The following is a 26,572-nucleotide window of genomic DNA, read 5'->3' as shown; positions in this document are numbered from 1 at the left end:
GCGAACACCCGGCAAGGTCGAGACTCGATACTATGAACGATGAACCGGTAGTCCCCGACCATCCCACGATCCGCGCGGCGATCCGCCTCGGGTGCCGCGCGCCGTCGGTCCACAACACCCAGCCGTGGCGCTGGGTCTTCGACGGCACCCAGCTGCACCTGGTGCGTGACACCGACCGGCAGCTCACCGCCGCCGACCCGCACGGGCGCCAGGCAATGATCAGCTGCGGCGCGGTCCTGCACCACGTGCGGACCGCGTTCACGGCCGAAGGCTGGCGCACTGACACCCTGCGGTTCCCCGACCCGACCCGGCCGGATCTGCTGGCCACCCTCGGATTCTTGCGATGGCCGGACCCACCGATCGGTGTTCGCCGACGTGCCGAAGCGATCTCCCGCCGATATACCGATCGACTGCCGATGAGCGAGCCGATCGGGTGGGGTTCGGTCCGCCGGGCGCTCGAGGACCTCCTCTGCTCGTATGAGGTCACCCTCGATGTCCTCGACGAGCACGCGCGTGCCCGACTCGCCCTCGCCTCCGAGCAGGCCGATGCCCTGCGCCGCTACGATATGGAGTATCAGGCCGAATTGCGTTGGTGGGCAGGACATCCCGGAACACCCGAAGGTATTCCGCCCTCGGCGCTGATCTCGGAGTCCGAACTCGCCCGGGTCGGGGTGGCTCGGACGTACCCGACACCGGGACCCTCGGCCCGACGCGGCGACCTGCACGACCACGCCCGGTTTGCCGTGCTCACCGCGACCGGCGAGACGCCCCCGACCTGGCTGCGTACCGGCGAGGCGCTCTCGGCGATCCTGCTCGAATGCACGGCCTCCGGAATGGCCACCTGCGCACTCACCCACATCACCGAAACCACCACGGGCAGGCGACTGCTGAGCAGCCTGATCGGCCATCCCGGCATTCCCCAGGTCGTGGTCCGGATCGGCACCGCACCCGACGATCACCGACCCGAACCCACCCCACGCAGACCGCTGGGCGACATCCTCACCGTGCGATGACCCAGCGGCTCCGACAAGACGAGAACGGTCACCGGATTCCGGTGACCGTTCTCGTGTTTCGCGGATTCACCGCTCGGCACGTACCACGATCGTCGGGATCTCCACCGAGTGCAGCAGCGCGTTGCTCGTCGAACCGAGCAGCATGCTGGAGAATCCGCCTCTGCCGTGGCTGCCGACCACCACCAGCTGCGCCGACGCCGATTCGTCGACCAGTGTGCGGACCGGCCGATTGGCGACCACGATCCGGCGAACCGGTACGTCAGGATACTGCTCCACATAGCCGGCCAGCGCCTCGGCGAGATCGGCCTCGGCCGATTGCCTACCCGTTTCCCAACCGAACGCGGGCAGGTCCACCGCGCTGGCATCGCTGAACGCGTGCACCGCGACCAGTTCCACCTTGCGGCGCGACGCCTCGTCGAAGGCGAGCGCGATCGCGGGCACGCTGTTGGGGCTGCAGTCGACACCGACCACTACCGGCTGGGCCGCCGACACCGGATCGATCGCGGCGATACCGTGGATCACCGCCACGGGGCAGTGCGCGTGCTGGGCGGCCGCCCGGCTGACCGAACCGAGCAGTCCGCGCTGGAACGCGCCGAGTCCGCGACTACCGACAACCAGCATCCGCGCCGATCGCGAACGCTCGATCAGCAGCGGGGCGGCCAGGTCGAAGCTCACCTCGGTGGTGATCGCGAGATCCTCGTCGGGCACCGCGGCACGAGCGACCCGCTCGGCTTCCCCGACGACCCGCTCGGCGTCCACGCGCAGCCACTCCAGGTCGGCTTCGCCCAGTGACATACCAGGACCGAACCCGGTCTGAATCGCGCCCGAGGTGAGGATGTGCAGTGGCAGGTGGTGCAGAGTGGCTTCGGCTGCCGCCCACGCGGCGGCCTGGTAGGAGTTCGCCGACCCGTCGACGGCCGCGAGCACAGGCCCGTGGCCGCTGGTCGCCTGCTTCTTGTCGCTCATCATCGTTCCTCTCGTCGTCGCGGCCGTGGGCCGGTCGCGCCCTCGGATTCGAGGATCGTCCGGTCCGGCGCACGACATCAGGGGAGAAGGTCATTGTGGACCCGGGCCTATCGGCCCCGGATCGGCGCGGAAGGCCGCCACCGCGGTCGCCAGCGTGGGGAACAGCCGGTCGGCACGGATGCGGTCGGTGAGTCCGCTGGCGTCCAGGTCGTCGCGCAGGTCCTGTTTGACCCGCGCCATCGCGAAGACGATCCCGCGCGAGACGAGCTCGGCTCGCACCTGTTCGACCGCGTCGAGCGCGGTGAGGTCTACTTCGACATTCGCCTCGGCGCTGAGCACGAACCAGCGCACCGGTTGACCGCTGCGCTCACGCCACCAGTCGACCGCCGCGAGTGCCCGTTTGCGGAAGTCCTCGGCGTTGGCGAAACACAGTGGCGCGTCGTAGCGGTAGACAACCAGGCCCACCACAGGTTTCGCATCGGAATAGTCGTCTACGTCGTGCATGCCGGCGAGCCCTGGGACGAAGCCGAGGATCGCGTCGTGGGCGCGAGCGATGCGGCGAAGGAGGTCGAATACCGACAGCGCGATTGCGAGGAGGACGCCATAGAGCACACCGAGCACCAGCACCCCGGCCACGGTTGTCAGCGCCAGCACCAGCTCGCTGCGGCGGAAGCGCCAGATTCGGCGGAACTCTGCGATATCGATCAGCCGTAAGGCCGCGTAGACAACCAGCGCCCCCAGCGCGGCGGACGGGAATTCGGCCAGCACACCGCGCGCGCCGAACAACACGACCAGCACCGAGGCGAGCGTGACCAGTGCGTAGAGCTGCGTGCGTGCCCCGAGTAGATCGGCGATGCTGGTGCGGCTGCCACTGCAGCTCACGGGGAATCCATGCGTCAGCGCAGTGGCCACATTCGTCGCACCCAGAGCGGCGAGCTCGGTATTGGCCTGTACGTGAGTTCCGTGGCGCGCCGCGAAAGCCCGGCCGGTCAGCGCGTTGTCGGAGAAGCCGACCACGGCGATGCCGATGGCGGGCAGCAGCAGCGCCGACACGTCGGCCATCCCGAAGACAGGAATCGCCGGTGTCGGCAGACCGGCAGGAACCTCACCGATTACCGCTACCCCGAGCTGGTGTGACGGCAACGCTGCGACCACCGCTGTCGCGACCAGCACCGCGATCAACGGACCCGGCGCCCGCGGCAGCCACTTCGCCATGACCAATAGCCCCACCAGTACCGAACCCGCCAATGCGGCGGTGGCCGGATGCCACTGACCGATACCGGCCACGAACGAGCGCAATTGCTCGATCACCGTCGTCCCCTCGACCGGCACACCCGTGACCTTCCCCAACTGGCTCACGATCATCAGACCGGCCGTTCCGGCCAGGTACCCGACCAGCACTGGATGCGACAGCAGGTCTGCGAGCACCCCGAGCCGCATCAGCGCGCCCAGCAGGCACCACATCCCGACCAGCAGCGCCAGGACCGCGGCGAGCGCGGCGTATCGCTGCGGGTCTCCCGCGGCCAGTGGCGCCAGCGTGACCGCGGTCATCAGGGCGGTGGTCGACTCGGGTCCGACCGACAACTGTCGCGAGGTCGCCAGCAGCGCGTATACGGCCAGCGGCGCGAGCGCTGCCCACAATCCGACCACCGGCGCCAGCCCGGCGACTGTCGCGTAGGCCATCACCTGCGGGATCAGATACGCGGCGACGGTCACGCCCGCGACCACGTCCGAACGCAGCCACGCCCGTTGATACCCCTGGAATTGCCGAAGACCCGGCAGTACACGCGTCAACACTGTCTCAGCATTGTGGCCCGAAGCCGGTGCCGGGACTGCCGAACGTCACCGGATCGGGACCCGGGTCCCTGTTCTGCGGGACCTTCGGCCCTGCCGGTGATCGGCCCGAACGCGCGAGGCTGTCCCCATGATGTCCACCTACCTGCGGCGATTCGACGCTCGTCGATCTGTCCTGTGCCTGATCTCCGGCATCCTGGCGACCTGGGCGTTCGCGGGGTCGCTCGCCCTCATCACGGGGACGCTGGCACTGGGACAGACAGCCGAGAGTCGGCTGCCGTGGCAGAGCCCGATCCTGGCAGGGGTGATGCTGGCCATCGTTGTCGGCCTGCCGATGACGACCGTGGCCCTCACCGCCGCCCACGAGGACCGTGACCTCTCTCAGACGGCGATGGTCGCGGCGTGCGCGACGATCGGCTGTATCCTCCTGCAGCTGTTGGTACTACGGGAATTCAGCTGGCTACAGCCGGTGTGTGTGATCCTGGCTGTCACAGTCGCCGCCCTCGGCGCTCCGCCGCTCACCCACCGCACCCCGCTTCGCCACGCCTCCACTCGACCCGAACTGCCGAAGGCAGCACGGTGATCGTGACACCGCTCGAGCAATACCGTGATCTATCGGCCGCCCGAACAGCGGATGATGGGGGCAAAGGCCGACACCGACGCGAGAAAGAGTCACCGATGATCAAGGTGTTCCTGGTCGACGACCACGAAATCGTCCGGCGCGGTGTCGGCGACCTGATCGCCCTCGAACCCGACCTCGAGGTGATCGGCGAGGCAGGTTCGTGCTCGCACGCGCTCGCGCGGATCCCCGCACTGCGCCCCGATGTCGTGGTGCTCGACGTCCGGCTGCCCGATGGCAACGGCATCGAACTGTGCCGTGAGCTGCTCTCGGCCGAGCCCGACCTGCGGTGTTTGATCCTGACCTCGTTCACCGACGAGCAGGCCATGCTCGATGCGATCCTCGCGGGCGCGAGCGGTTACGTCGTCAAAGACATCAGGAGCCTGGAACTGATCAGCGCCGTGCGCGAGGTCGGCGAGGGCAAGTCACTGCTCGACAACCGGGCCGCCGCGGCGCTGATGGCCAAGCTCCGCTCGGAGGCCGAGGAGAAAACCGGCCCGCTCTCGACACTGACCGACCAGGAACGCACGCTGCTGTCGCTGCTCGGTGAAGGCCTGACGAACCGGCAGATCGCCGCTCGCATGTTCCTCGCCGAGAAGACTGTCAAGAACTACGTCTCCCGGCTTCTCACGAAGCTGGGCGTCGAGCGCCGGACCCAGGCCGCGGTTCTCGCGGCCGATCTGCGCCGTGAACAGCACGGATGACACTCGTCGCCACCCACGGAGCCGTGGAAGAATGCTCGCTATGGACAACACGACGGGGGCGAGTGGTCGGCTTCCGGTGACCGAGACCCTGTCACAACTGCGATTGCGTGAACTGCTCGCCGAGGTGCAGGATCGGATCACCCAGATCGTCGACGTCCGAGACCGGATGGACCGGCTGATGGAAGCCATGCTCGTGGTGACCGCGGGCCTCGACCTGGACAACACCCTGCGCACCATCGTGCACACCGCGATCGAACTCGTCGACGCCGGCTACGGGGCCCTGGGCGTCCGAGAAACCGACAGAACAAGCAACCAGCTCTCCGAATTCGTCTACGAGGGCATCGACGATCGCACCCGGGTACTGATCGGTGATCTGCCCCGCGGGCACGGTGTCCTGGGCGTGCTCATCGCGGATCCGAAACCCATTCGGCTGTCCAATCTTTCCGATCACCCGTCCTCGGTGGGTTTTCCCGCCAACCACCCGCCGATGCGGACGTTCCTGGGTGTGCCGGTCAAAGTGCGCGACGAGGTCTTCGGCAATCTGTATCTGACCGAGAAGGCCGGCGGTCTGGAATTCACCGAAGACGACGAAGTCGTCGTGCAAGCCCTCGCCGCCGCCGCGGGAATCGCGATCGAGAACGCCCGCCTCTACGAGGAGTCGCGCGTTCGGCAGCAATGGCTGGAGGCCATCCGCGATGTGGCCACCGAGTTGCTGGCCGGTAGTCCGACCGCTGACGTACTCGGACTCGTCGCCGAACGCGGACATGTCCTCACCGGTTCGGCGTGCACGTTCCTGGCGCTGCCCGAAGACCCCGATATCCCCCGGGACGAGATCACCGAACTGGTCGTGGTCGCCGCAGCCGGTGTGGACGCCGACAGCCTGATCGGCAACCACCTCCCCCTCGAGGATTCCCACTCGGCCGAGGCTTTCCGGTCGGGGCGCACCGTCGCCGCGAATTCGCCCGCCCACAACCCGATCTTCGCCTCGATCGAGGGGTTCGGACCGGTCCTCACCCTGCCCCTGCGTGCGAACGGCTTGGTTACCGGCGTCTTGACCTCGGTGTTTCCCACAGGCGCGGCGCAGCTCAGCGCGATCGACCAGGCGCTGATGACCACCTATGCCGATCAAGCGGCCGTGGCGCTACAACTGGCCGACACCCAACGCCGGATGCGCGAACTCGACGTCTACGCCGATCGCGACCGGATCGCCCGCGGCCTGCACGATCACGTCATCCAACGACTCTTCGCTGTCGGGCTTTCCCTGCAGGGCACGATGCAGCGAGCCAGATCCACCGAAGTGCGCGGCCGTCTCGACGAGACCATCGACGACATCCAGGCCATCGTCCAGGACATCCGCTTTTCGATCTTCGACCTACAGAGCAACACCGCCACCGACTCCTCGACCTATCGAAAACGCCTGCACAACATCATCACCGACATGACCGACGACACCGGCTTGCGCACCACCGTGCGGCTGGCCGGACCGGTCACCGTGCTCGAACCGCCGCTGTCGGACCACGTCGAAGCCGTCCTGCGGGAAGCCGTCAGCAATGTGGTGCGGCACGCCAAAGCAAACACCGTCGGGGTAGAACTCATTGTGCGCGACGAGGTCTCGATCGAGGTCACCGACGACGGGGCGGGCATCGATCCCGCGACCGCTCGCCGCAGCGGCTTGGGCAACCTGGCTGCCCGCGCCGCGGAGGTGGGCGGCACGTTCACCATCGCGCCACAGGAACACGGCGGTACCAAGATGCGCTGGACAGCACCGCTGGGCTGAGCCGTTCAGTCCTTTGTCCGCAGGTCCGCCATCACCCTGGCATCGCGCAACGATCGCCAGTAGGCCGACGGCAGTTCCGCCGAACACCGAGCGGTCCGGTCGATTTCGCGCTGCAGCAACAGTCCGTAGGTGAAAGTCGACTCCCCCGCGTTATCCGCTTCCCTGGTGATCTGGATCAGGTGATGTTTGGCCACCACCGCGTCCTGGTGTTCGCCGAGAAGATCCTGCACAGCACGCATGCCGTCGCATGCCTGCGCGGTGCGCGACGGGGAAAGATCGTGGACACCTTCCAGGTAGTAGCGCGTGCGCCGAATCGCTTTCCGCAGTGCGTGGACCGCGGCGTCACGGGCGTCCTCCTCCCCCGCGGATTCGACCGCGCGCATGCGCGACCTGACCCGATCGAGCAGCGCGCTCAGCACCGCCGCGTTGTCGACATCGTCGATCCCCGCCACGATGCCACTGCGCAGCAACCGCTCCTCGGCCATCAGGTCCTCGATCATGGCGGGAAACCGGGGCGAGCCGAGCAGATCCCGTGCCGCAATCCACGCGAGCCTGGTTCGCTCCCCGAAGTATGCGGTGATCCTGGCGCGCACCGGTCCGCGGACATAGCGCGGACGCAGCACATCAACAGCGGCGTGCAATCGCGCCGACTGTGTCCGCAGCTCGTGGGCCGCGCCGACGCTGATACCGAACCAGCGCAGTTCCTCGATCAGTCTGCGCACCTCCGGCTCGGCATGAACAGTTCGCCGGTGTGCGCTCAGGACGCTACGGGCCCGCCGCGACGCGATCACCATGGCGGGGACCGAGTCAGGATCGTCGTGCGCCTCGACCGTGATCTGACCATCCAGGATCGTCTCGCGCTGAGTGTGCAGGTAGCCGGCCAGCAACGTGCTCACCGACACGGGCTCCGCCGACGTGCGGACATCGACGGTGAGAGAGCTCTCGGTCTTCATCGCAAACCTGCCTTGCTGAGTGGGTGAACGGTTCTGTCACCACCCTGCTCGCAACACCGTCACCCGCCCAGGGTCGTTCGCCCCCGCAGGTCCCCGATCGGGGTGTTCTCGCCGACGACCTAGTACCTCTCCGCACAGGCCATCCGACCCTGCTGCGCTGCTGAAGCCCCGGCGCACAGTGGAGGAAACAGAAAGGCCCACATCATGTTCACTCCTGGACACCCGAACCAGCCCGTCGTCGTCGGCGTCGACGGATCGCAGCAGTCCCGCATCGCCCTGCGCTGGGCTGCCGAGTACGCCGCGCGGCACCGCGCCCCGCTGCAACTCGTCTACGCCATCGATGTCCCGGTCGACTACGGGCCGGGCCTCGTCGGGCCACTCTACGATGCGGAACAGCTGCGCACCCACGGCGAATCCATCGTCGCCGCGGCTGCGGCAACGGCCGCGAAGGTTCCCCTCATCGACCAGACCGTCATCTCCACCTCCGCGGTATCCGGTTCCCCGGTTTCCGTGCTGCGCGAGCGCAGCAGATCGGCGCGGCTGGTGGTCGTCGGGAGCCGTGGGCTCGGCGCAGTGCGTCGCACCCTGCTCGGCTCGGTCAGCACATCACTCGCCCGCCACGCCGAATGCCCCGTCGCGGTGATTCCGGAAACGGTAGCCGACACCGGTGCGGTGGTGGTCGGTGTCGACGGTTCGCCCTGCAGCGCCGACGCGATCGCGATCGCGTTCGACGAGGCCGCCGAACGCGGTGCGGGTTTGGTGGCAGTCCATACATGGTCGGAGTTCTACCGCTACGAAGCGCGCACGACCATGCAGACCGAGGCCGAAGCGGTGCTGTCGGAAAGCCTGGCCGGATACGCCGAGAAGTACCCCGAGGTGTCCGTCGAGCGCGTCGTCGCAGAGGAGCTGCCCGCCAAAGCGATCCTCACCGCCGCCGCAGCCGCACAACTCGTCGTCGTCGGCAGCCACGGCCGTCGCGGATTCGCCGGCATGACTCTGGGCTCGGTCGCCCAGGCGGTACTGCACGGCGCCGAATGCCCGCTCATCATCGCCAGGCCCACCGCCTGCAATTGAACTACGTGCGCTGCCCGACGCGGTGATGGTCAGCATCGAAGCTCACCTGCAAGCCGCGCACCCGTCGAGTTCGCGATCGGCGATGGCAGGGCCCGTCGCGATCTCACTACGGAAATATCCGCACCTCGAACCTCGCCCAGCCGAGATGATCGCGCGCTACCGACCTGTCCGCACGTCGATTCGGTGACCTAGTCGCTCACGAAACCTCGCGGCGTGCTGGATCGAGCAGGGATGCTCGGCAACGCGTTTCAGACCAGCGCCAGACAGGTCTGCTCGGTCAGTTGGTGTGCGTAGTGGTCCAATCGCCCTCCGGACACGCAAAGAAGGCCCCGATCATCAGATCGGGGCCTTCTTCGTCTGCACGATGTACCAGCGAGAGGCCGCGCGGATCTCGGTTCTGCCAGACACCCAACCTGCTACCCGTCGACAACGACCGGACCGCCGCCGGCGAGTCCCCGCTTCTCGTCGCCGACGCACTGCCCGCAACCGCACAGATCTTCGTCGCCACCCCGCGCGAGGCATCCCGACCTCACACCAGCAGGTTCGCACTGATGGCAAACAGCAGCGTTGCAGTACAGCACCTTGGTCGACAACAGCACCGGCCCGGACAGAAGTGTTGGCCCATCAAACTCACAGGCTTTGAACCTGCGACCGCCTGGCGCAGGTTCCAGTTGTCCAGATCATACCCATCAGTACCCAATAGTGCTCAGCACCAAGCTTTTTCACGAATCGACCGTTCTCAGCATTTCGCATCAATTCGCTTTGATTCCGGTCAAAAGTGTGGGGTTTCTGTGGGGCGCTTCCCACGCCCGCCCGCTCCCCTGCACGCGACATGCCAGACACCACTGACCGAAAAGACCTGCTCTGTCGGTCCGCAGCGCAACCTGCACGCTGTGCGGGCGAGAGGGGACACCGCACAGCTGTGCGACCAGGCGCTGGAACGTCACTCGCTCGCCGGTGTCGCTAGCTGGAAGTGCTCGGGATCGGTGCGATGGTGAGCGAACTCCTCGTCGGTCAGTGTCGGGAAACTGTCGTGGTAGGTCTCGTCATCAAAGACCTGCACCGCGAGAGTGTCAGGGCTGAACCGGGAGAATTCCATCTTGAACGTGGGCGAGACAAGGACCGACGAAGGGAGATAGAAACGCCGGATCAGCGGCTGCTTCTCCGCGTCGCTACTGATAAGCGCATGGCCGGAGGTGCCTGCGACAAATCGTGGTGGCCCACCTAACGCCGGGAATATCTCGGCAATGATGTCCTGCACGGCGAGAATAGCCTTGAGAGCGGCGTCGCGGGCATCGGTATTGTCCAGGCCCGCGTTGTAGTGCACTGCGCGGTTTCGCAACTGATTGATTGCCCGCAGTTCGCTAATCCGTTCGATCCAGGGCCTTCCACATTCCATCGTGTCTTAGATGATCTTGCGCGATCCGCCCGTTTTCTCGCTGGCCGCCGCACCGGGCCGACCTAGCGAAGCAGAGGTCGGCCAAGCTCGGGGCAAGGATGTGCGCGATCCGCCGCGCAGCTCGGTGGCGCGAGGTGACCGCTCATCGGCATGAGCGGACATCAGGCCGACCGCCAGCAAAGGGGACAGTGGCAGCGCCGTGTCGGGCCCCTACCTCGGCGAGGTCCGCGCGGCGGGTGAGCATCGAAGCTCACCCGCCGCGTCCTCGAAACCGAGCAACCCTATCCCGACATCGAGTTCGCATTCGGCGTCGAGCGTGCTAGCCGGTCTCACCGCAACCGGGTCGCTGACCGGTCAATACGGGCGCTCTGCGCCCCCTAGATCGAGGTCGACCACGCCTTTGCCGCTCGCCATGTCGAGTGGCACCGAGACCTGGTCGTGTGCGATCAACCAGGTGTCGGCGATCTTCTGCAGTCCGTAGGTGACCCGGACCCATATACCGTTCGTTGCCTCGCCGTTTCTCAGTGTGCCGCGCAGACGTGCAAAGGCATGCCCGAAGGCCACACCATCGCCGACACTGAGCGTCAGATCGCGAACGTCATAGGTCACACTCTCGAAGAACAGGAACACCCTCGCCCAGTTCTCGAGTTTCGCCGCTCTCCCGACGTGCCGGTGCGGCGGCTCGAGATCGAAGGACACGACGTCACTTGTGTACAGCGATTTCAGAACCTCGAGATCCTTAGCTCGTACTCCTTCGATCGCCTTGTCGATTTGCCGCCGGATCTCGGCGCCATCGGCTTCGATGCGGTCAGCGCGTGACTGGAAGTCGTTGGATGCGGTCATGATCGACTCCCCATGAACTGCTCCTGCGCCGCCCGCAGCGGCGCGAGCGCAGCACTCCAGGCGATGACCTGATCCAGCGTTTTGTTCAGGGCGGCGATGTGGTGGTCGCCCGGTATGAAGGTGACGTGGTTCTCGAAATCGGTGAGCAGAGAGATCTCTACCGGACGGCTCACATCCGCCAAACCGAGCCCGCTGCAGACCACCCGCAGCTGCGCCACGGCACGGGCACCGCCGCTCACCCCATAGGAGACGAAGCCGACCGCCTTGTCGGTCCATTCCGCGTACAAGTGATCGATTGCGTTCTTCAGCACTCCGGGGATGCCGCCGTTGTACTCCGGGGTCACCATCACGAAGCCGTCGAACGGGCCGATCCGCTCGGCCCACGCGCGGGTGTGCGCGTGCGCCGACGGGCCGAACATCGGCGGCGCGGACTCGTCCAGATGCGGTAGCGGGTGATCGATCAGGTCGATCAGGTCGAACTCGGCGTCGCCACGCTGCGATGCCGTGTCCAGAACCCACTGTGCGATTTGCGGGCCATTGCGGTTGGACCGGGTACTGCCGAGGATGATGCCGATCTTGGTCATTTCCGGAAACTCCTGCTCTGCTGAGACCGTTACAACCTTCCGACGACGTAGCCGGGACAAATGTCAGGCCTCACAATTCGAGTCGCTGTTTCGTCGGATCAGTGAGTGCCGTCGACACGAGGAGCCCAACACCATGACCGATCCGCACCTGCGCGCGGTGATCGACGAACGCCGTCAGCTGATCAATCTCGCTTACCGCCTGATCGGCTCGCTGGCCGAAGCCGAGGATGTGGTGCAGGAGACCTACGTGCGGTGGTACGCGCTCTCCGAGCGACAGCGACAGGACGTCGTGACCCCTGGGGCGTGGTTGACGACAGTCGCCAGCCGCATCTGTCTCGACCTGCTCGGCTCGGCGCGTGCCAGGCGGGAACAGTATGTGGGCGAATGGATTCCGGAGCCGATACCCAACCACTCCGAGTGGTTGGGTGGTCTCGCCCCTGGTGACCCCGCCGACCGGGTCACCCTCGACGAGTCGATCGGGATGGCCTTCCTGGTCGTGCTCGATTCCATGACGCCGGCCGAGCGAGTGGCGTTCGTCCTGCACGACGTGTTCCGCTATTCCTTCGCCGAGATCGTCGACATCGTCGGCCGAACCCCCGCGGCATGCCGCCAGCTCGCCTACAGCGCCCGCCGCCGCATCGATACCTCGCAGCGCCCATCGAGCGCCCAGCGCGCCGACGTGGTCAGAGACTTCAAACGGGCGTGGGAAACAAACGATATGGAGGCCCTGATCGGATTGCTCGACCCGACCGCAATCGCGACCGCAGACAGCGGCGGTCTCGCTCCGGCCTTCCGAGACCCGATCACCGGCAGCGAACACATCGCCAGCGCCTGGATCGAAATCGCCACCCGCGGCCCCCGGGTAGCGCTGCTCGAGCGCACAGTCAACGGTCAGCCCGGCCTGGTCGCCCAGCTGCGTGACGCCGTCATCTCGGTCTACGCCTTCGACATCGTCGGCAACCGCATCACCCGCATCTGGGCAATCCGCAACCCGGAGAAACTACGTCTCTGGACAACCGGCTGAACTGTGGCGGCGGAAACGTGACTGTCAGAAGCCGCCGCCCCGTTTACCGAATGCACGGTGTATCGGATATTCACTGCGTCGCGCCCTTCGCAGACGCTGTCGGCGTTTCGGCGCTCGATCAAGGCGCAACCCACCTCCATGGCCGCAAGCCATGGCGCCGCGTAGGCAGGCCAGCCGGTAGTCGGCCTGGTGGCGGGTCGGAGACCGCAGCGTGAACCGCGGTGGACCAGTCATCGCGCTGCTACTTATGAAGCACCACCACGACCGGGTCCACAGGGACGAACTCAGTTGTGTTCACCACGCAGGAGCGTGCGCCGAATACGGTATCCGAGCCCGACCGAGCAATACGACCAGCCGCGCCGCCGAGGCCCACCGCGACGGCGCAACACCGTTGCTCAGCTCCACACGAGAGCCGCTTCCCGCCCGTCGTCGCTCCGCAGCGCCGGTGAATACCACCCGACCAGAGTGCGGCGGTCCGGCCGGGTGGCCGCAGCCGAAGGGGCCGTGGTCGTGGCGGTCAGCGACGGAATCGCGGTTCGTGCAATGGAGAGACACCATCCATGATCTCGGTCCACCACATATCGAGAGGGCTGGGTTCGGGCCACCGGATTACGGTCGTTCCGGTTGTCGGCGTCGCTGGTTCCTGCCGATCGACGGCGTTATCGGTAGGCATTGCTGTTCCTCCGCAATAGGTCAGACTGCGTGCGTTCGGTGTCATCGGTCCTTGCGAGCGCGCACCAGCGATCGCGCCCACGCCCGTGGCCGCGAAACCGGGACCGCAATATCAGTACCGGGCTCGACATAGGTCAGCACTTGGATGGCTTCGGGTCCGCGACCGGCATCGGTCATAGTGAAGATCACGCGTTGTCCCGCGTGCAGAATCTTGAAACCCGGTGAGACGATGGCGGTGTAGTCGCAGAACACCGCCGGTCCACCCCGGTCTGCGATCAAGAAACCGAACCCTTTCGCGGCGTCGAACCAGGAAACGTGACCGGGCTGCCAGTACTGGGATTCCCCGGCCTCGCACTGGTGCGGGTCCGGGTGCGCGCAGTGCTCAGTAGGCGAGGCAGGAGAGCTCATCATCGTCGGCACAGGGGATACTCCGGGCTTGGTCGATACGGTCGGCTGCGTCGGCGAGGTCGGCGCCACGCTCGGACTCGTCAGGGTGGACCGCGAAAGCCGTCGGTAAAACGATCATCGGGTCCTCCTCGAATCGGTCGAATATCGGACGGGTGGAGCCGGTGGCCGGGTCCGTAGGCCCGGCCACCGGCTTGCAGGAAGTCGAATTCAGCTCATGCGAAAAGGCTTCGGAGATCGTTCGATACCGTCACCTCCCTCACTGTCGGTACTCAGTGGTCGCGAATCGGAGGACGCTGTAGCTGCTACGCCATTGCACGAGGAGGGCTGCGCTGAGTGGGCGCTACCTCGACCGGCCACCTCGGTGACCAGCACCTCGACAACGTCGGCGTTCTCACGCGATGCCGCGACGGCTTCCGCAAGCGACACAGGGACCGACCTGCTCGAGCACCGACGAGGTCGATCTCGGCGATCAACGCGACGTAGTCGGGATCGAGCGCCACCAGCGCGGTATCGACCCACCACGCTCGACCAGGCATCGTGTCAGTAATCGGGGCAGACATCGCCGACCTCCCTCACCGACTCAGGCGTTGATCACCTGGGGTTCGCGGTCGTGGTCGCGGGCGATCTCGATCTTGCGGGGTTTGGCCTTCTCCGCGACCGGGATCGACAACCGCAGCACACCGTTGCGGTAGTCGGCGCGGATCTGGTCGGTGTCGAGGCTCTCGCCGAGGAACAACTGACGGCTGAACACCCCGCGCGGGCGCTCCGCGGCGATCATCGACCGATTCGCGTCGAGGCCGGGTCGGCACGCGCGCACCGTCACCACATTGCGCTCGACGTCCAAATCCAGCGAGTCCGGGTCGATTCCGGGCAGATCGAACTCGGCCACGAACTCATCACCGTCGCGCCAAGCATCCATCGGCATCGCCGCCGGCTGTGCTGCTGTGCCGAACATCTGCTGGGTCCACCGGTCCAGATCACGGAAAGGATCGGTGCGCATCAACATGGTCGCCACCTCCAACTCACTCCATTCTCACTAGTATGACGATCAGATAACCTCTGTCATCTGACATAGATATTTTCTAGCACTCTACCTAGATGAGTGCAAGTACTGGAAACAAGTAATCTAGGAGAGAATCGAAGGAATCGAGAGGACGCAGATGGTCTCCCCGCACAACTCAGGGCCGTCGCCAGCGCAGGCGGTGTATGCGATCTCCGTTGCCGCGGAGCTGGCCGGCATCGGGGTCCAGACCCTGCGCCTGTACGAGCAGCACGGACTGGTCACACCCGCGCGTAGCGCCGGTGGCACCCGCCGCTACAGCGGCGAGGACCTGACGCGCCTGCACCGCATCAACACCCTTACCGGCGACGGGGTCAATCTGACCGCGGTGGCTCGCATACTCGAACTCGAAGACACCGTCGCTCGCCTAACCGCCGAACGCGATCGACTACGCGCCAAACCGAAGTAACGATTGGCGCGACCGCAGTCGATCCGGCTCGCCGCCCAGCGGCAGCCCAAGTTCGTCAAGGGGCAGCACCCAGATGTCCATCTCATCGAGAGCGGGCCGGTGGCGTCCTTGTCGGCCAAGACGTGTTCGACGTCGATCCCGTCGAGTTGACGAATGGTGTTCTGGTCCAGGGTCGAGACCCTGATGTAGACGACGCGCACCCCCGCCGCTGACCGCTGTGCGTCACATCCCTTGCCCCGCTGTCCGTTCCACCTGCGACCGCCACACGGCCTGAGCCACGCCCGTGGTCAGACGTGGGTGATGAAGGGCAGTGCGTGGCTGGTGCCGTTCAGCTCGGTGCCACGTGCCACGTCGACCAAGCAAAACACGGTGTCGACGTAGTTCACTGCTCACATCGCGGCCACGGCAGCCTCGGCGACGGTCTTGTCCTGCTCTCCGGTGCCACCGCTGACGCCAACCGCTCCGACGACCTGGCCGTTGTGCCGCAGCGGTACACCGCCGGCGAAGATCATGATGCGCCCGCTGTTGGAGGCGTGTATCCCGTAGAACTGCTCGCCCGGACCGGCGGCGGCCGCGAGGTCCTCGGTCGAGATGTCCAGCGCCCGCGCGGTGAACGCCTTGTTGATCGAGATGTCGATGCTGGCGATCCAGGCACCGTCCATTCGCACGTGGGCCACGAGGTTGCCGCCGGCATCGACCACCGCAATGTTCGACGGCGACTCGATCTCGTCGGCTTTGGCCTGTCCGGCGGCGATCAACCTCTGCGCATCGTCGAGGGTCACCGAGGTCTGGTTCACTGTCATGATCTGCTCCTTTGGGGCGTCGTGGACTCCGCGACGACGTCGGCCCGGCGGCAACGTGTTTCGCGATCCGCTTGGCCTGCAGTGTCGTTGCCATGGTTGTAGGTATTGCCATGGTTGTGCTCATGTCGGTCCTGGACGCCTCACGGATGCATGACGACCTTGGTCCATCCGTCGTCCCGGGCATCGAAATGCCGATATCCGGACTCGGCCTCGGCCAACGGGAGCTCGTGAGAGACGATCCAGGACGGTGTGGCCCGGCCCTCGTGGATCAGGTCGCGCAGCTGCCGGTTGTAGTGCTTGACGTTGGCCTGTCCGGTCCCGACCTTCTGCCCCTTGAACCAGAATTTGCCCATGTCGAAGGCGATCTTGCCGTGGCGTTCGAGTTCGTCGGGGCCGTTTTGGTCCTGGGGCAGGAAGATGCCGACCACGCCGATGTGGCCGGTGAAGCGCACCGAGTCGACGAGCCGGTTCATCGTCATCGCGGCGTCTTCATGACCTTGCGGGTCGTGCGCCTGGTACCCGACACACTCACAACCCTTGTCGGCACCGCGCCCGTTGGTCAGATCGAGGACCTGCTCGACCGGGTCGCCAGTGGAGTCGTCGATGGGTATGACCCCGATCTGCTCGGCGAGCCGCAGCCGGTCGGGGTGACGGTCGACGATCATCACCGTGCTCGCGCCCTGGATCATCGCCGAGTATGCCGCCATCAGACCGACCGGCCCTGCCCCGTAGATCACCATCGAATCGCCGGGCTGCATGTCGGCCAGGCGGGTGCAGTGCCATCCGGTGGGAAAGATGTCGGAGAGCATCACATAGTCGGTTTCCTTGTCCTGCGCATCCTCGGGCAGGCGCAGACAGTTGAAGTCGCCGAACGGCACCCGCAGATACTCCGCCTGTCCGCCCCAGAACGGTCCCATCCCGGCGAAACCGAACGCGGCGCCGGCCATCTTCGGATCCGGGTGCACCGTCAGGCAGAACGCGGTCAGTCCTTCCTCGCAGTTTTGGCAGAAACCGCAGCCGATGTTGAACGGCAAGCACACCCGATCCCCGGCCGAGACCTTGACCACCGCATTGCCCACCTCTGCGACGATCCCCAGATTTTCGTGACCGAGGACCATCCCGGGCTCCAGGTCGGTGCGGCCCTCATACATGTGCAGATCCGATCCGCAAATGTTGGTGCTGGTGATCTTCACCAGCACATCGGTCGGTCGCTCGATCCTCGCATCGGGCACATCCCTCACATGGACCTCACGTGGTCCGTCGTACACAAGCGCTTTCATCTCGACACTCCCTCACATGCGCGTTTCCGATTGATGCCCGGCCCGCACCGCCAAGGGGCTACATACGAGCGACCGGCCGAATGAATCGTGCTCCTGAGGGCAGACGACACGACATCGCACGGAACGACAACCACACCAAAACGTTTGACACACCATATTTCGCGTCACGGCCGACGAGCAGTGGGTGCATTTCGAGCGTCGCATTCCCTCCACCACGAAGTCTCCTCCTATAGCTCCACGATCGCTAGGGGTTGAGAATTGTTTTAATTATCCGAGAGTTCGGGTGCCTCCTTCCCTTCACAGGTAAATGGTGTGATGCTGGACCGTATCCACCACCTCGAACAGGAGATCCGACATGGCCACCAAGGCGCTGCTGGTCCGACTCGAAGCCAAACCCGGCAAGGAAAACGCAGTCGAGGAATTCCTCCGATCGGCGTTGCCACTCGTCGAGCAAGAGCCTGGCACGAAGCCCTGGTTCGCGGTACGGTTCGGCCCCTCGACGTTCGGCATCATCGACGCATTCCCAGATCAGGCTGCCCGTGAAACCCATCTCGATGGGCCGGTCGGCAAGGCCCTCGGTGAACGCGCCGACGAGCTCTTCGCTACCCCGCCCGAAATCAGCGAGCTCGACGTGCTCGCCAATAAGCTCTGAAACTCGGCGATCTCGTTGACTCGCAACACTTCTACCCTCTTCGACAGACTCCACACACTCTGAACGCCACCCCAGATCACACTGGTCGAACACGGCGTCACCCATATGAAATTCTTTCCCGCCGAATCAGCCGGTGGCACAAGAGCTTTGCAAGCGCTCGCCGGTCCACTTCCAGACATCATATTCTGCCCACCCGGAGGTATCACCCCGGCAAAAGCCGAAACCTATCTAGCTTTGCCGAACGTCTGCTGCGTCTGGACAAGCCGCCGGATTGTCCTGGAATAGGTCAAGGTATAGCGCGACGGCTTCTTTGACCGTGGGAAGCGCATCGTTCAGGCGCCCGGCCTGATACAAACAGCTGCCGAGATTGTTCAATGACATCGCCAGGTCTGGAAGGCAGGCCGTGTTGTTGTCCTCGGCCAACCCGCAATAGATCGCGACGGCTTCCTCGGCGGCGGTCGACGCATCGTCGAGGCGCCCGACTGCCGCCAGCTGGTCAGCCCTGACCCGGACAGAAGTGTTGGCCTCTCAGACTGACAGGATTTGAGCCTGCGACAACCCGGCGCGGGTTGGCCCGGTGCTCCCTGGTCGGGAAGGCCACCACGGAAGATCTGGCGGGGCGGCCGGCGAGGGGCTCGAGCCGAACGGGCTCTTCGCGGTACTCGTGCTGCGGCGGTTCGCCGCCCCCGCCCTGCCGGTACCACCCCGAATCGCTTACCCGCGGTGGGGCTTTCGGGGACCGGCCTTCCGGTCGCCAGCGGTGACATCTCGACGATCGCGCCCCGGCAGCTGCGTCGCCCGCTCGGATCGGGGTATTCCACGGAGTGAAGGGCGGTGACGCCGGGTCGCTGTGCACCGTGGCATCACGATCGTCGGTCCGCTCATCGGCTCGACTCGCACGCGACCGGCGGGCGGGCGGCACCACACGTATACCGGTGTAACCGGATTCGGAGACTGTCATGATTGTTTTCCTCGGCCTGGTCCTGCTCATCGCCGCGGTGGTGATCGGCACGGCGGGCGTGCTGAGCAACAGCGGACCCGCCCACACGCTCAGCGACGACTTCAGCCTGCTCGGCTACCACATCACCGCAACGTCGGGCACGTTGTTCCTGTGGGCAGTTGTGCTCGGAGCCCTCGGCATGCTCGGCCTGGTCCTGCTCACCGCCGGCGCGCACCGTTCGTCGCAGCGCCTGCGTCAGACCAAGGCCGATCTTCGGCTCGCCCGTCGCACCGGCACGAGCGGGCGGACCTTCCGTCCTTCGGCCGAGCCGAAGGAGAAGGGGACCGTGCTCGCGAAGACACCGCGTAGTGCGAGCGCACGCCGCACCTGGCGACATCCCTTCGGTGACCGCTCCGCCGACGCCATGACGCACTGACCCGACCGCACGGAATCGTCATCGGCACCCACCGACACATTGCCTAGTTGCCAACCGCGAGACCGGTAGCGTCCACGCGATCGACATCCGCTCCCGGTGACTTCCACGGCACCTCCGAGGCCGACGAGACCGTCACCTTCGGAATCGACGGAGTCACCTACGAAATCGGCCTGTCCGATACCAACGCCACCAAGTTGCGCGACACGTTCGACCAGTGACTCCCTTACGCCCGCCGAATCGGCCGCGCCAAGACATCCACTGACCGACTCACCGCGAAAACTCCTGCGAGCGCACCGATTCGACGCAACGATCTCACTGACATTCGCGCATGGGCCAGCAAGAACGGTCACACAGTGTCGCCCCGCGGACGGATCTCGACCGAAGTTATCGCCGCCTGCGAGGCTGCGTCTGCGTAGAGCAGAAGGTTGGTCGGCACGAAGCTGTGTGATGTTCACCGTGATATCGACGTCCCACCTGCGGAGACCCCCGTCAGCGACACCAGTCCCGACCATCCGCCAACGGCGAGCAGCCCTGCGGTGGTTCCCTGCAGTTCGGGTGACGCGACCGGACCGGGCACTACCGGCGCGTCGACGGAGGTTCTTCACGCTGCGGACCACTTCGACCCACCCACTGTCGATGTCGCCTTCTAACTCTTTTGCGGCCACCCGGATCAGCCCCGGTTGACGCGACCTCCCGATTTCGCAATGCCGCCACAGACACCACATCCACACCCGCAATGGCCTCGTGCGCACGCACGACCGCGAGCTGCGTCTGTGCAGCGGCCAACAACCTCTGATCACTCGCGGCGCCTTCGTACTGTAAATCCTCGAGTAGCACAGCACACGGGCGGCCGAATTGAGTTGGCGCTCTGGCGATTCCATACTCGATGGACAAACCTGGCTCGAAACCAGATCCTTCGGTTTCCGGTAGGCATCGGCCACCGCTTGACTAGCGGTATCTGAACTCTCGGCAGGACACGCATACAAGAGGTGGGAGGGGCTCGGACGAATTCGTCCGAGCCCCTCCCACCGTGTCAGCAGCCCAAATCAGCGGTCGCGCTGATGCGCTGCTTGGCGCGCCTCGTCGATGTCGGCTTCAGCGCGTGCTTTCTCCGCCGCGGCTTCCTTGCTGGCAGCCTCGCGCTGGGACTCGGCCTTGTCCTGCTGGGCCCGACCCTCTTCTTTGAGGTTGTCGTCGCCGGTAAGCGCACCGGCGGCTTCTTTGGCCTTGCCTTTGACGTCTTCGACGACGCCTTCGACGCCTTCGCGAACTCCATTACCGTGCTCGGGCATAGTTTGACCTCTCGTCGCAAGGATGAACTGTCGTTTCCGGCATACCCCGACTCCTCCGAACCAACCAGGGTCGTCGAAGTCAACAGCGTCGAGGTCAACGCCGCCGAAGTAGCTGACTGCGGCCCGGTACGGTGACGATTTCTCTCCGATCCTCAGCGTCGGCTTCGGTCACCGGACTCTGCGATCGACCTGAAGGCATGCTCTCGGCGGAGATCGATTCGAAGGGTTCGGCAACACCATCGAGCACACAGCCGAACAGTGTCAGATCAGCGGACCGAGACCGCAAGAGTGAACGTGTTGCGCAGTCCAGAAAGACAGACCTATCTACCCCGCCGCTGCCAAGTAGAGCTTCTCGCCGCCGGCGTAGATGAAGCTGCGGGCGAATCGGCTCAGCACTACCATTTGTTGACGTGCAGTACTGTTTCGAGCGGGGCGCGTTTGGCGAGCTTGAAGTCGGTGCCCTTCGTGTAGGCAACAGGCAAGAGCACGCCCTGCCGAGTACTCGGCGGAACTCCCAGCGCCTCGGCGACCTCTCGTTCGTACTCCAGATGCAGTGAGGTCCACGCAGACCCGAGGCCGCGCTCACGCAGTGCGAGCGCGAAGCTCCAGGCGGCGGGGAGCAGCGAACCCCACAGACCGGCCTGGTTCCCCTCCGGCATCTGCCCACCCGGAACGTGGATCGCACCGATCACCAGCACCGGTACCTGCTCCATCACCTCCGCCAGATAGGTCGCACTCGAAGCCACCTTCTCCGCGGTATCGGCGTCCTTCGGCGGCTTCGCCTGCCGCACGGCCGCACCCGCCGCAGCGTAGGCGGTGTAGGACTTGCGGTAATACTCCGCCACGATCTTCTTGGGCTCGGGATCGGTCAGCACGATCCAATGCCAGCCTTGCAGGTTACTGCCCGACGGCGCCTGGAGCGCTACCTCCAATGCGTCGGTGACCACCTCCAGCGGCACCGGCCGATCCAGGTCGAGACGTTTGCGCACCGACCGGGTCGTGGTCAGTACCTCGTCGGCGGACAGGTCGAGATGCGGGAACTCGACAGTCATACGTTCTCCCATCTTGCGCTCGGTCTCAGGATCGCCCCGTCATGTAGTCGACGGTGCGCCCATCAACGTATGCGAAGATCCCTTCACCGGCATCGCCATCCCCCAGCACACCACGAATCCGACAGCCCATCCGGTCGCGGGCTCGGCGATCCGGCTGTTATCAGAAATGCGGCCCGGGGGCAGAGAATGAGCGTGCCCCGCGATCCACGCTCAACTCGGCAAGCGCGGACGTTCCACCGATGCAGGCTTTCGAGATCATGTCGTGCTATTGATCTTTCGTCACGATCTCAGGCCGCGCGGGTCTAGGCGGCAGGAGGCATCCGGTCGTGAGTCGATCGCGGCACACTCATCGCTTGACCGAGCTGCTGGTTCAGTCGAGTGTTACCAGTACGTATTCGTCCAGGTCGGCGGCAAGTCGGTACAACTCGGCATACTGGGCCAGCTGATCGAGAAGGTAGTCGCGATCCCACGGTCCTTTATAGACACCGGATGCTTCCATCGCTTCAGCGTCGAACAGATGTGAAGCAGTCTCCAGATTGTTCTCCACATAGTCAGCTATGGTTCGCGCAGTAGTCGGGCGCACAAACCGAAGCGGATTCCCTTGCCCCGCAGCCGCACCCGAAGCGAGGGGCTCCGCCCCGAATACTGCGATCTCGGCCAACCCGACTGGATTGCGTTCTTCCTGCTTCCGGCGGTTGGGCGCAAGCAACCAGTACGCCGCGTCCCACGCCCGCGTCGAGAAAGTCCGGTTAAGAATGTCGGGCCGCTGCCTCACGATCTGACGAGCGACCGGGGCCAGCTCCGCCCAGATCGGGTCATTCCAGTACTGCGAATCGGCACCATCGCTGGTAGCCAAGCTGCTGAAGAACTGGATCGCGTTCTCGGCGGCCTCACGATCACGCATCGCACGTTCGAGCAGCGGTTCGTAAGGAACTGCCTGGTACCGAGCATCGAGGGCCATCCCCAGACCATAGGACTCAGCTCGAGTAGGCCCTACCCGGCATTACATAATCGGCATGAGCGTGCGTTCAGTGGAGCGGGCCCGCGGATCGTCCGACGGGCCCGCCTGGTCGATGTCAGACGCAGTGTGCGGGCGGGGCCGGGCTCCAGCTGCCGATGCAGCCCGCAGCGATGTACGCGAGTAGATCGATCACGGCCGAGCCGGTCTGTAGGACGACCGGTTCGGCTGCGGCGGTGTGGCTGATGGCGGGCTGCGTCGGCGTTTCGGGCACGGCGATGGCGAGTCCGGTGGAGGCAGCGCCGAACGCGGAGACCGCGATGGCAAGAGCAGCAAAGCGTTTCACGAGCATGCGAGCGAGCCTAGTGTGAAACACGAATATTTAGACATGGATCGAAACCCCCTGATTTCGGGGGGTTGCGACGGATGAATGCATGATCCGGGGGGTGGTGTCGCCGGGCACTGGTGGCGTCGACGGACCGCTAATGGGGACAGGGCCGCAATCGAGGTCTGTTCGTCACGTGGGTGCGGGGCGTTGACGCTTCGATCGGGCGACCGTTCCACCAGCGTTTTCGAACCTGATGAGGAAACATCAAGTGACACAGGTATACGCCGTGTTCTGCGGCATCGACGTCGGCAAGGGCGAGCACCACTCAGTCGGCCTCGATCCGAACGGCAAACGGCTCTTCGACAAGGCGCTGCCCAACGACGAAGCCCGATTGCGGGCGGTGTTCGACCGGCTCGCCACGCGGGGCCGGTTGTTGATCGTGGTCGATCAACCCAACCGACCTATGCGCTCAGGGCTCCAGCGAAATCGTCCGAACTCGAGAGCATCCAGCAATCGGCGGCGCCCGTCGAGGAGACCCGCTCTGCACGATCGCCCCGGCGATTCAGGCCGACGCCTCGGCGATTTCCTTGCGTGCCCTTTCGGCGACCCCGGTCGGCATCGGCTCGTGCCGCAAATAGCCGCGGGCGAACGACCCCGCCCCGTGGGTGAGCGATCGCAGGTCGATGACATACCGGCTCAGTTCGAGTTCGGGTACCTCGGCCCGGATATGGGTGAAGCCGGTATCGGCCTGCTCGGTGCCGAGAATGCGTCCGCGCCGGGTGGACAGGTCGCCGAGGACGGCGCCCAGCTGGTCGTCGGGGACCGTGACCCGCACCGCGGCAACCGGTTCGAGCAGCAGGGTCCCGGACGCGTCCGCCGCGTCACGAAGGGCGAGCGCACCCGAGGTCTGGAAGGCGGCGTCGGAGGAGTCCACCGAGTGCGCTTTCCCGTCCACGAGTGTCACTCGCACATCCACCAGCGGATATCCGGGAGTGACCCCGCGCGCGGCCTGCGCCCGTGCCCCTTTCTCCACCGACCCGATGAACTGCCGCGGCACTACCCCACCGACCACCCGGTCGACGAACTCGAATCCGGCCCCCGCAGGCAGCGGTTCCACCTGGATGCGGCACACCGCATACTGCCCGTGCCCGCCGGACTGCTTGACCAACTTGCCGTGCCCCTCGGCTTCCGCGGCGAGCGTCTCCCGTAACGCCACCCGATACGGTTCCACTTCCACTCGCACCCCGAACCGCCCGCGCAACCGTTCCAGAGCGACGTCCCGGTGGGATTCCCCCAGACACCACAGCACCAGCTGATGGGTGTGGTCGTTGTTTTCCAGCCGCAGGGTCGGATCCTCGGCAACGAGCCGGGTCAGCCCCTGCGAGAGCTTGTCCTCATCGGCCCTGCCCTGCGCCCGAACAGCCACAGGCAGTAACGGTTCCGGCAGCTGCCACGGCTCGATCAGCAGGGGTTTCCCAGTGGCGGAGAGGGTGTCGCCGGTTTCGGCGTGGCCGAGTTTGCTCACGAACGCGATATCGCCGGCGACTGCCTCGGTCAGTGACTGCTGTTGTTTCCCCAACGGCGCGGTGACCCCGCCGACCCGGTCGTCGGCTTCGTGCTCGGGTCCGCAGACGCGGACGGTGTCCTCGCTGTGCAGCGTGCCGGAAAACACCCGCACCAGCGATACCCTGCCCACGTACGGGTCAGACGAGGTCCGGATGACCTCCGCGGCGAGTTCGGCCGCCGGATCGCAGTCCAATGCGATGGGCGCGGTGCCGTCGCCGCGCGGCGCGGCCGACAGCGGGTGTTCGATCGGTGTCGGGAACCCTGCCGTGATCAGTTCCAGCAGTTCGAGCGCGCCCAAGCCCTGCTCCGCTTCCTCAGCTGCCGGCGCCGCGAACAGCACCGGATGGAAGCTTCCGCGCGCCACGGCTCGCTCCAGGTCGTCAACCAGGGTGTCGACTTCGACGGGCTCGCCGTCGAGGTAGCGGTCCATCAGCGTTTCGTCTTCGCTCTCGGCGATGATCGCCTCGATCAACCGATCGCGGGCCGGGTCGATCACCGCGAGCTGTTCCGCGGAAGGTTCGGTGCGCACCCGTTTCCCGCTGCGATAGTCGGCGACACGTCGCTCGAGCAGTTCCAGCAGTCCGATCGCGGGCCGGTGCCCATCGGGGGTCTTCTGCCCGTAGACCGGCAGGTGCAGGGGAAGGACTGTGTCGCTCGCTCCCCCGGTCAGCAGTGCCTGACAGGCCTGCACCAGTTCCGCGTACTCCGCCCGCGCCGTGTCCAGATGTGTCATCACGATCGCCCGCGGCATCCCCACCCGCGCGCATTCGGCCCACAGTTCCCGCGTAGGCCCCGCCACACCCTCCACTCCGTCGGCCGCCGACACCAGGAAGAGGGCCGCGTCCGCCGCCCGCAACCCGGCCCGCAGTTCGCCGACAAAATCCGGGCATCCCGGAGTATCGATCAGATTGACCTTCACCTCGCCCCACTTCACGGGGACCACCGACACCTGCACAGATCTGTGCTGTCGCCGTTCGACCTCGTCGTAGTCCGACAGTGATGTTCCGTCCTCCACGCGGCCTGCGCGGTTCACCGTCCCGGTCGCCAACGCCAGCGCCTCCACCAGCGTCGTCTTGCCCGCACCACTGCTGCCGACCAACGCCACGTTCCGGATGCTCTCCGGTCGCTGCGCACCGTTCGTCCGGTCCACCATGTCGCACGCTCCCTCGGGTCGGGATCCGGCTCCTTCGAGCTTCCCACCGCGGGTAGGGACACGTCCACGATTTCCGGGATCGATGCTGCACCGCTCGATTCAAGCGTGTGCTGACGCAGCCCACGTAGCGTCGCTGTTAGTGGACAACACCGCGACAGCCCGCCGTGCCGACGTTGATGTCTGCGGTGTCGTGCCGGATCACGAGCACACGGACCTGGCCGGGCACGTCGACGCCGTGGCGCCTCATTGTCGCCGCTGAAACCCGCCTACACCGCAATCGAAACCGGGCAGGACACCGCCTTCTACACCGGCAAGGTCGCAGTGGCCTCGTTCTTCACCACCTCCGTACTCCCCCACCTCACCGCCGACTTGGCAGTCTCGGGCACGGACCTGACCAGCACGGATCTCGACGAGGCCGGATCTGACCCTGGTCTCACCCTGAACAATCACCACGTCAACACGTTGGCACCGGCGACCCGGTTTCGATCTCCTCGCACGCCACCCACGGGGCGAGGCGGCAAGTCCCACTGCCGCTCGCTGGGCCGCCTGATCTCTACGACGTCGAACCCCGCCCCGAGCAACGCTGCGGTGTGCGAGCCCAGCCGCCCTCTACCGCTGCCGTCACCATGCCTGCTTCGAACACTGCGAACGCCGCGGCGACGATCGCTTGGGTGACCAAGTACCGATCCGCGGCTGGTGTTGCATGCGTCGCGATTCGAGGTCTGCACACGGCCGGAAAGCGACCCGCGGCCCGCCCACGCGGTCTCGAGTGGAACTGGGCCACAGTGATGGAGGTAGCCGATGGACTACGAA

At 65.6% G+C, this 26,572-nt stretch carries 29 protein-coding genes and 1 pseudogene; 13 read left to right on the top strand and 17 right to left on the bottom strand.

What is annotated here, in order from left to right; translation table 11 throughout:
• The first annotated feature begins 32 nt into the window (after positions 1-32).
• Positions 33-1,013 (top strand): Acg family FMN-binding oxidoreductase, encoded by a 981-nt coding sequence (locus ACWF99_RS11930; protein ID WP_452535848.1) that lies wholly within the window; start codon positions 33-35, stop codon positions 1,011-1,013.
• Between the two features lie 66 nt (positions 1,014-1,079).
• On the opposite strand, the gene ACWF99_RS11925 is transcribed toward ACWF99_RS11930, so the two are convergent.
• Together ACWF99_RS11925 and ACWF99_RS11920 are read right to left on the bottom strand one after the other, a co-directional pair.
• Positions 1,080-1,979, bottom strand: coding sequence for a universal stress protein (locus tag ACWF99_RS11925; protein ID WP_452535847.1), 900 nt, complete (start codon positions 1,977-1,979; stop codon positions 1,080-1,082).
• A gap of 90 nt (positions 1,980-2,069) precedes the next feature.
• Complete coding sequence (locus ACWF99_RS11920) at positions 2,070-3,776, bottom strand: SulP family inorganic anion transporter (RefSeq protein ID WP_452535846.1); 1,707 nt, start codon at positions 3,774-3,776, stop codon at positions 2,070-2,072.
• A gap of 127 nt (positions 3,777-3,903) precedes the next feature.
• Between ACWF99_RS11920 and ACWF99_RS11915 the strand changes: the two genes are divergently transcribed.
• The 3 genes from ACWF99_RS11915 to ACWF99_RS11905 all read left to right on the top strand — a co-directional run bounded on the left by ACWF99_RS11915 (position 3,904) and on the right by ACWF99_RS11905 (position 6,873).
• Positions 3,904-4,356 carry a hypothetical protein gene (locus ACWF99_RS11915; RefSeq protein WP_452535845.1) on the top strand — a complete coding sequence of 151 codons (453 nt, stop codon included), beginning with the start codon at positions 3,904-3,906 and terminating at the stop codon, positions 4,354-4,356.
• A 95-nt stretch (positions 4,357-4,451) separates the two neighbouring features.
• On the top strand, positions 4,452-5,096 hold the full coding sequence (locus ACWF99_RS11910; protein ID WP_452535844.1) for a response regulator: 645 nt from the start codon (positions 4,452-4,454) through the stop codon (positions 5,094-5,096).
• 40 nt (positions 5,097-5,136) lie between these two features.
• Complete coding sequence (locus ACWF99_RS11905) at positions 5,137-6,873, top strand: sensor histidine kinase (RefSeq protein ID WP_452535843.1); 1,737 nt, start codon at positions 5,137-5,139, stop codon at positions 6,871-6,873.
• Positions 6,874-6,878: 5 nt separating this feature from the next.
• Here the strand turns inward: ACWF99_RS11905 and ACWF99_RS11900 are convergent, their stop codons facing one another.
• Complete coding sequence (locus ACWF99_RS11900) at positions 6,879-7,826, bottom strand: CHAD domain-containing protein (protein ID WP_452535842.1); 948 nt, start codon at positions 7,824-7,826, stop codon at positions 6,879-6,881.
• Between the two features lie 204 nt (positions 7,827-8,030).
• On the opposite strand from ACWF99_RS11900, the gene ACWF99_RS11895 reads away from it, so the two are divergent.
• On the top strand, positions 8,031-8,900 hold the full coding sequence (locus tag ACWF99_RS11895; protein WP_452535841.1) for a universal stress protein: 870 nt from the start codon (positions 8,031-8,033) through the stop codon (positions 8,898-8,900).
• Positions 8,901-9,843: 943 nt separating this feature from the next.
• Here the strand turns inward: ACWF99_RS11895 and ACWF99_RS11890 are convergent.
• The 3 genes from ACWF99_RS11890 to ACWF99_RS11880 all read right to left on the bottom strand — a co-directional run bounded on the left by ACWF99_RS11890 (position 9,844) and on the right by ACWF99_RS11880 (position 11,726).
• Positions 9,844-10,227, bottom strand: coding sequence for a hypothetical protein (locus tag ACWF99_RS11890; protein WP_452535840.1), 384 nt, complete (start codon positions 10,225-10,227; stop codon positions 9,844-9,846).
• A gap of 426 nt (positions 10,228-10,653) precedes the next feature.
• Positions 10,654-11,142 carry a YybH family protein gene (locus tag ACWF99_RS11885; protein ID WP_378628033.1) on the bottom strand — a complete coding sequence of 163 codons (489 nt, stop codon included), beginning with the start codon at positions 11,140-11,142 and terminating at the stop codon, positions 10,654-10,656.
• Positions 11,139-11,726 (bottom strand): NADPH-dependent FMN reductase, encoded by a 588-nt coding sequence (locus ACWF99_RS11880; RefSeq protein ID WP_452535839.1) that lies wholly within the window; start codon positions 11,724-11,726, stop codon positions 11,139-11,141. The genes ACWF99_RS11885 and ACWF99_RS11880 overlap by 4 nt, the downstream gene beginning before the upstream one ends.
• A gap of 133 nt (positions 11,727-11,859) precedes the next feature.
• Between ACWF99_RS11880 and sigJ the strand changes: the two genes are divergently transcribed.
• Positions 11,860-12,750 carry an RNA polymerase sigma factor SigJ gene (gene sigJ, locus ACWF99_RS11875; RefSeq protein WP_378628029.1) on the top strand — a complete coding sequence of 297 codons (891 nt, stop codon included), beginning with the start codon at positions 11,860-11,862 and terminating at the stop codon, positions 12,748-12,750.
• A gap of 714 nt (positions 12,751-13,464) precedes the next feature.
• On the opposite strand, the gene ACWF99_RS11870 is transcribed toward sigJ, so the two are convergent.
• From ACWF99_RS11870 to ACWF99_RS11860, 3 genes are all read right to left on the bottom strand, one after another.
• Positions 13,465-13,830, bottom strand: coding sequence for a cold-shock protein (locus tag ACWF99_RS11870; RefSeq protein ID WP_452535976.1), 366 nt, complete (start codon positions 13,828-13,830; stop codon positions 13,465-13,467).
• A complete protein-coding gene (locus ACWF99_RS11865) occupies positions 13,805-13,948 on the bottom strand; it encodes a hypothetical protein (protein WP_452535838.1) in 144 nt (47 codons plus the stop codon). Before ACWF99_RS11865 ends, ACWF99_RS11870 begins: the two co-directional genes overlap by 26 nt.
• A gap of 462 nt (positions 13,949-14,410) precedes the next feature.
• Positions 14,411-14,836 (bottom strand): Hsp20/alpha crystallin family protein, encoded by a 426-nt coding sequence (locus tag ACWF99_RS11860; RefSeq protein WP_378628027.1) that lies wholly within the window; start codon positions 14,834-14,836, stop codon positions 14,411-14,413.
• Positions 14,837-14,990: 154 nt separating this feature from the next.
• Here ACWF99_RS11860 and ACWF99_RS11855 point away from each other — a divergent pair, with 154 nt between their 5' ends.
• Positions 14,991-15,299: a MerR family transcriptional regulator gene (locus tag ACWF99_RS11855; RefSeq protein WP_452535837.1), complete on the top strand. Its 309-nt coding sequence runs from the start codon at positions 14,991-14,993 to the stop codon at positions 15,297-15,299.
• A gap of 389 nt (positions 15,300-15,688) precedes the next feature.
• Here ACWF99_RS11855 and ACWF99_RS11850 read toward each other — a convergent pair whose 3' ends face one another.
• Both ACWF99_RS11850 and ACWF99_RS11845 read right to left on the bottom strand, forming a co-directional pair.
• Positions 15,689-16,102 (bottom strand): GlcG/HbpS family heme-binding protein, encoded by a 414-nt coding sequence (locus ACWF99_RS11850; RefSeq protein WP_378628022.1) that lies wholly within the window; start codon positions 16,100-16,102, stop codon positions 15,689-15,691.
• A 140-nt stretch (positions 16,103-16,242) separates the two neighbouring features.
• Positions 16,243-17,382, bottom strand: coding sequence for a glutathione-independent formaldehyde dehydrogenase (locus ACWF99_RS11845; RefSeq protein ID WP_378628020.1), 1,140 nt, complete (start codon positions 17,380-17,382; stop codon positions 16,243-16,245).
• 355 nt (positions 17,383-17,737) lie between these two features.
• Between ACWF99_RS11845 and ACWF99_RS11840 the strand changes: the two genes are divergently transcribed.
• Together ACWF99_RS11840 and ACWF99_RS11835 are read left to right on the top strand one after the other, a co-directional pair.
• Positions 17,738-18,034, top strand: coding sequence for a putative quinol monooxygenase (locus tag ACWF99_RS11840; protein WP_378628017.1), 297 nt, complete (start codon positions 17,738-17,740; stop codon positions 18,032-18,034).
• Positions 18,035-18,109: 75 nt separating this feature from the next.
• Positions 18,110-18,319, top strand: a complete 210-nt coding sequence (locus ACWF99_RS11835) for a hypothetical protein (RefSeq protein WP_452535975.1) — start codon at positions 18,110-18,112, stop codon at positions 18,317-18,319.
• On the opposite strand, the gene ACWF99_RS11830 is transcribed toward ACWF99_RS11835, so the two are convergent.
• Positions 18,263-18,415, bottom strand: coding sequence for a hypothetical protein (locus ACWF99_RS11830; protein ID WP_452535974.1), 153 nt, complete (start codon positions 18,413-18,415; stop codon positions 18,263-18,265). The two genes, ACWF99_RS11835 and ACWF99_RS11830, sit on opposite strands and share 57 nt — an antisense overlap.
• A 578-nt stretch (positions 18,416-18,993) precedes the next feature.
• Here ACWF99_RS11830 and ACWF99_RS11825 point away from each other — a divergent pair.
• Genes ACWF99_RS11825 through ACWF99_RS11815 form a run of 3 tightly spaced genes read left to right on the top strand, consistent with a single transcriptional unit; the run spans position 18,994 to position 19,826 of the window.
• Positions 18,994-19,410, top strand: coding sequence for a hypothetical protein (locus ACWF99_RS11825; protein ID WP_452535836.1), 417 nt, complete (start codon positions 18,994-18,996; stop codon positions 19,408-19,410).
• A gap of 47 nt (positions 19,411-19,457) precedes the next feature.
• Entirely contained in the window at positions 19,458-19,628 is a 171-nt protein-coding gene (locus ACWF99_RS11820; RefSeq protein WP_452535835.1) for an Lsr2 dimerization domain-containing protein, read from the top strand.
• Between the two features lie 18 nt (positions 19,629-19,646).
• Positions 19,647-19,826, top strand: coding sequence for an Lsr2 family DNA-binding protein (locus ACWF99_RS11815; protein ID WP_452535973.1), 180 nt, complete (start codon positions 19,647-19,649; stop codon positions 19,824-19,826).
• A gap of 630 nt (positions 19,827-20,456) precedes the next feature.
• Here ACWF99_RS11815 and mbp1 read toward each other — a convergent pair.
• The 4 genes from mbp1 to ACWF99_RS11795 form a co-directional block, all read right to left on the bottom strand.
• Positions 20,457-20,702: a microaggregate-binding protein 1 gene (mbp1, locus tag ACWF99_RS11810; RefSeq protein ID WP_063005764.1), complete on the bottom strand. Its 246-nt coding sequence runs from the start codon at positions 20,700-20,702 to the stop codon at positions 20,457-20,459.
• Between the two features lie 395 nt (positions 20,703-21,097).
• Positions 21,098-21,754, bottom strand: a complete 657-nt coding sequence (locus ACWF99_RS11805; protein ID WP_452535834.1) for a nitroreductase family protein — start codon at positions 21,752-21,754, stop codon at positions 21,098-21,100.
• Between the two features lie 370 nt (positions 21,755-22,124).
• Complete coding sequence (locus ACWF99_RS11800; RefSeq protein ID WP_452535833.1) at positions 22,125-22,715, bottom strand: DUF1877 family protein; 591 nt, start codon at positions 22,713-22,715, stop codon at positions 22,125-22,127.
• 115 nt (positions 22,716-22,830) lie between these two features.
• Positions 22,831-23,064 carry a hypothetical protein gene (locus ACWF99_RS11795; protein WP_452535832.1) on the bottom strand — a complete coding sequence of 78 codons (234 nt, stop codon included), beginning with the start codon at positions 23,062-23,064 and terminating at the stop codon, positions 22,831-22,833.
• Positions 23,065-23,308: 244 nt separating this feature from the next.
• On the opposite strand from ACWF99_RS11795, the pseudogene ACWF99_RS11790 reads away from it, so the two are divergent.
• Positions 23,309-23,497 (top strand): annotated as a pseudogene (locus ACWF99_RS11790) (IS110 family transposase); the annotation flags it as partial.
• Positions 23,498-23,602: 105 nt separating this feature from the next.
• On the opposite strand, the gene ACWF99_RS11785 reads toward ACWF99_RS11790, so the two are convergent.
• Entirely contained in the window at positions 23,603-25,759 is a 2,157-nt protein-coding gene (locus ACWF99_RS11785) for an elongation factor G-like protein EF-G2 (RefSeq protein WP_452535831.1), read from the bottom strand.
• Between the last annotated feature and the right edge of the window lie 813 nt (positions 25,760-26,572).

This window comes from Nocardia sp. NPDC055002 (assembly GCF_053608825.1).
The sequence above is the reverse complement of the archived record's forward strand: the minus strand, read 5'-3'. Positions and strand labels throughout refer to the sequence as shown.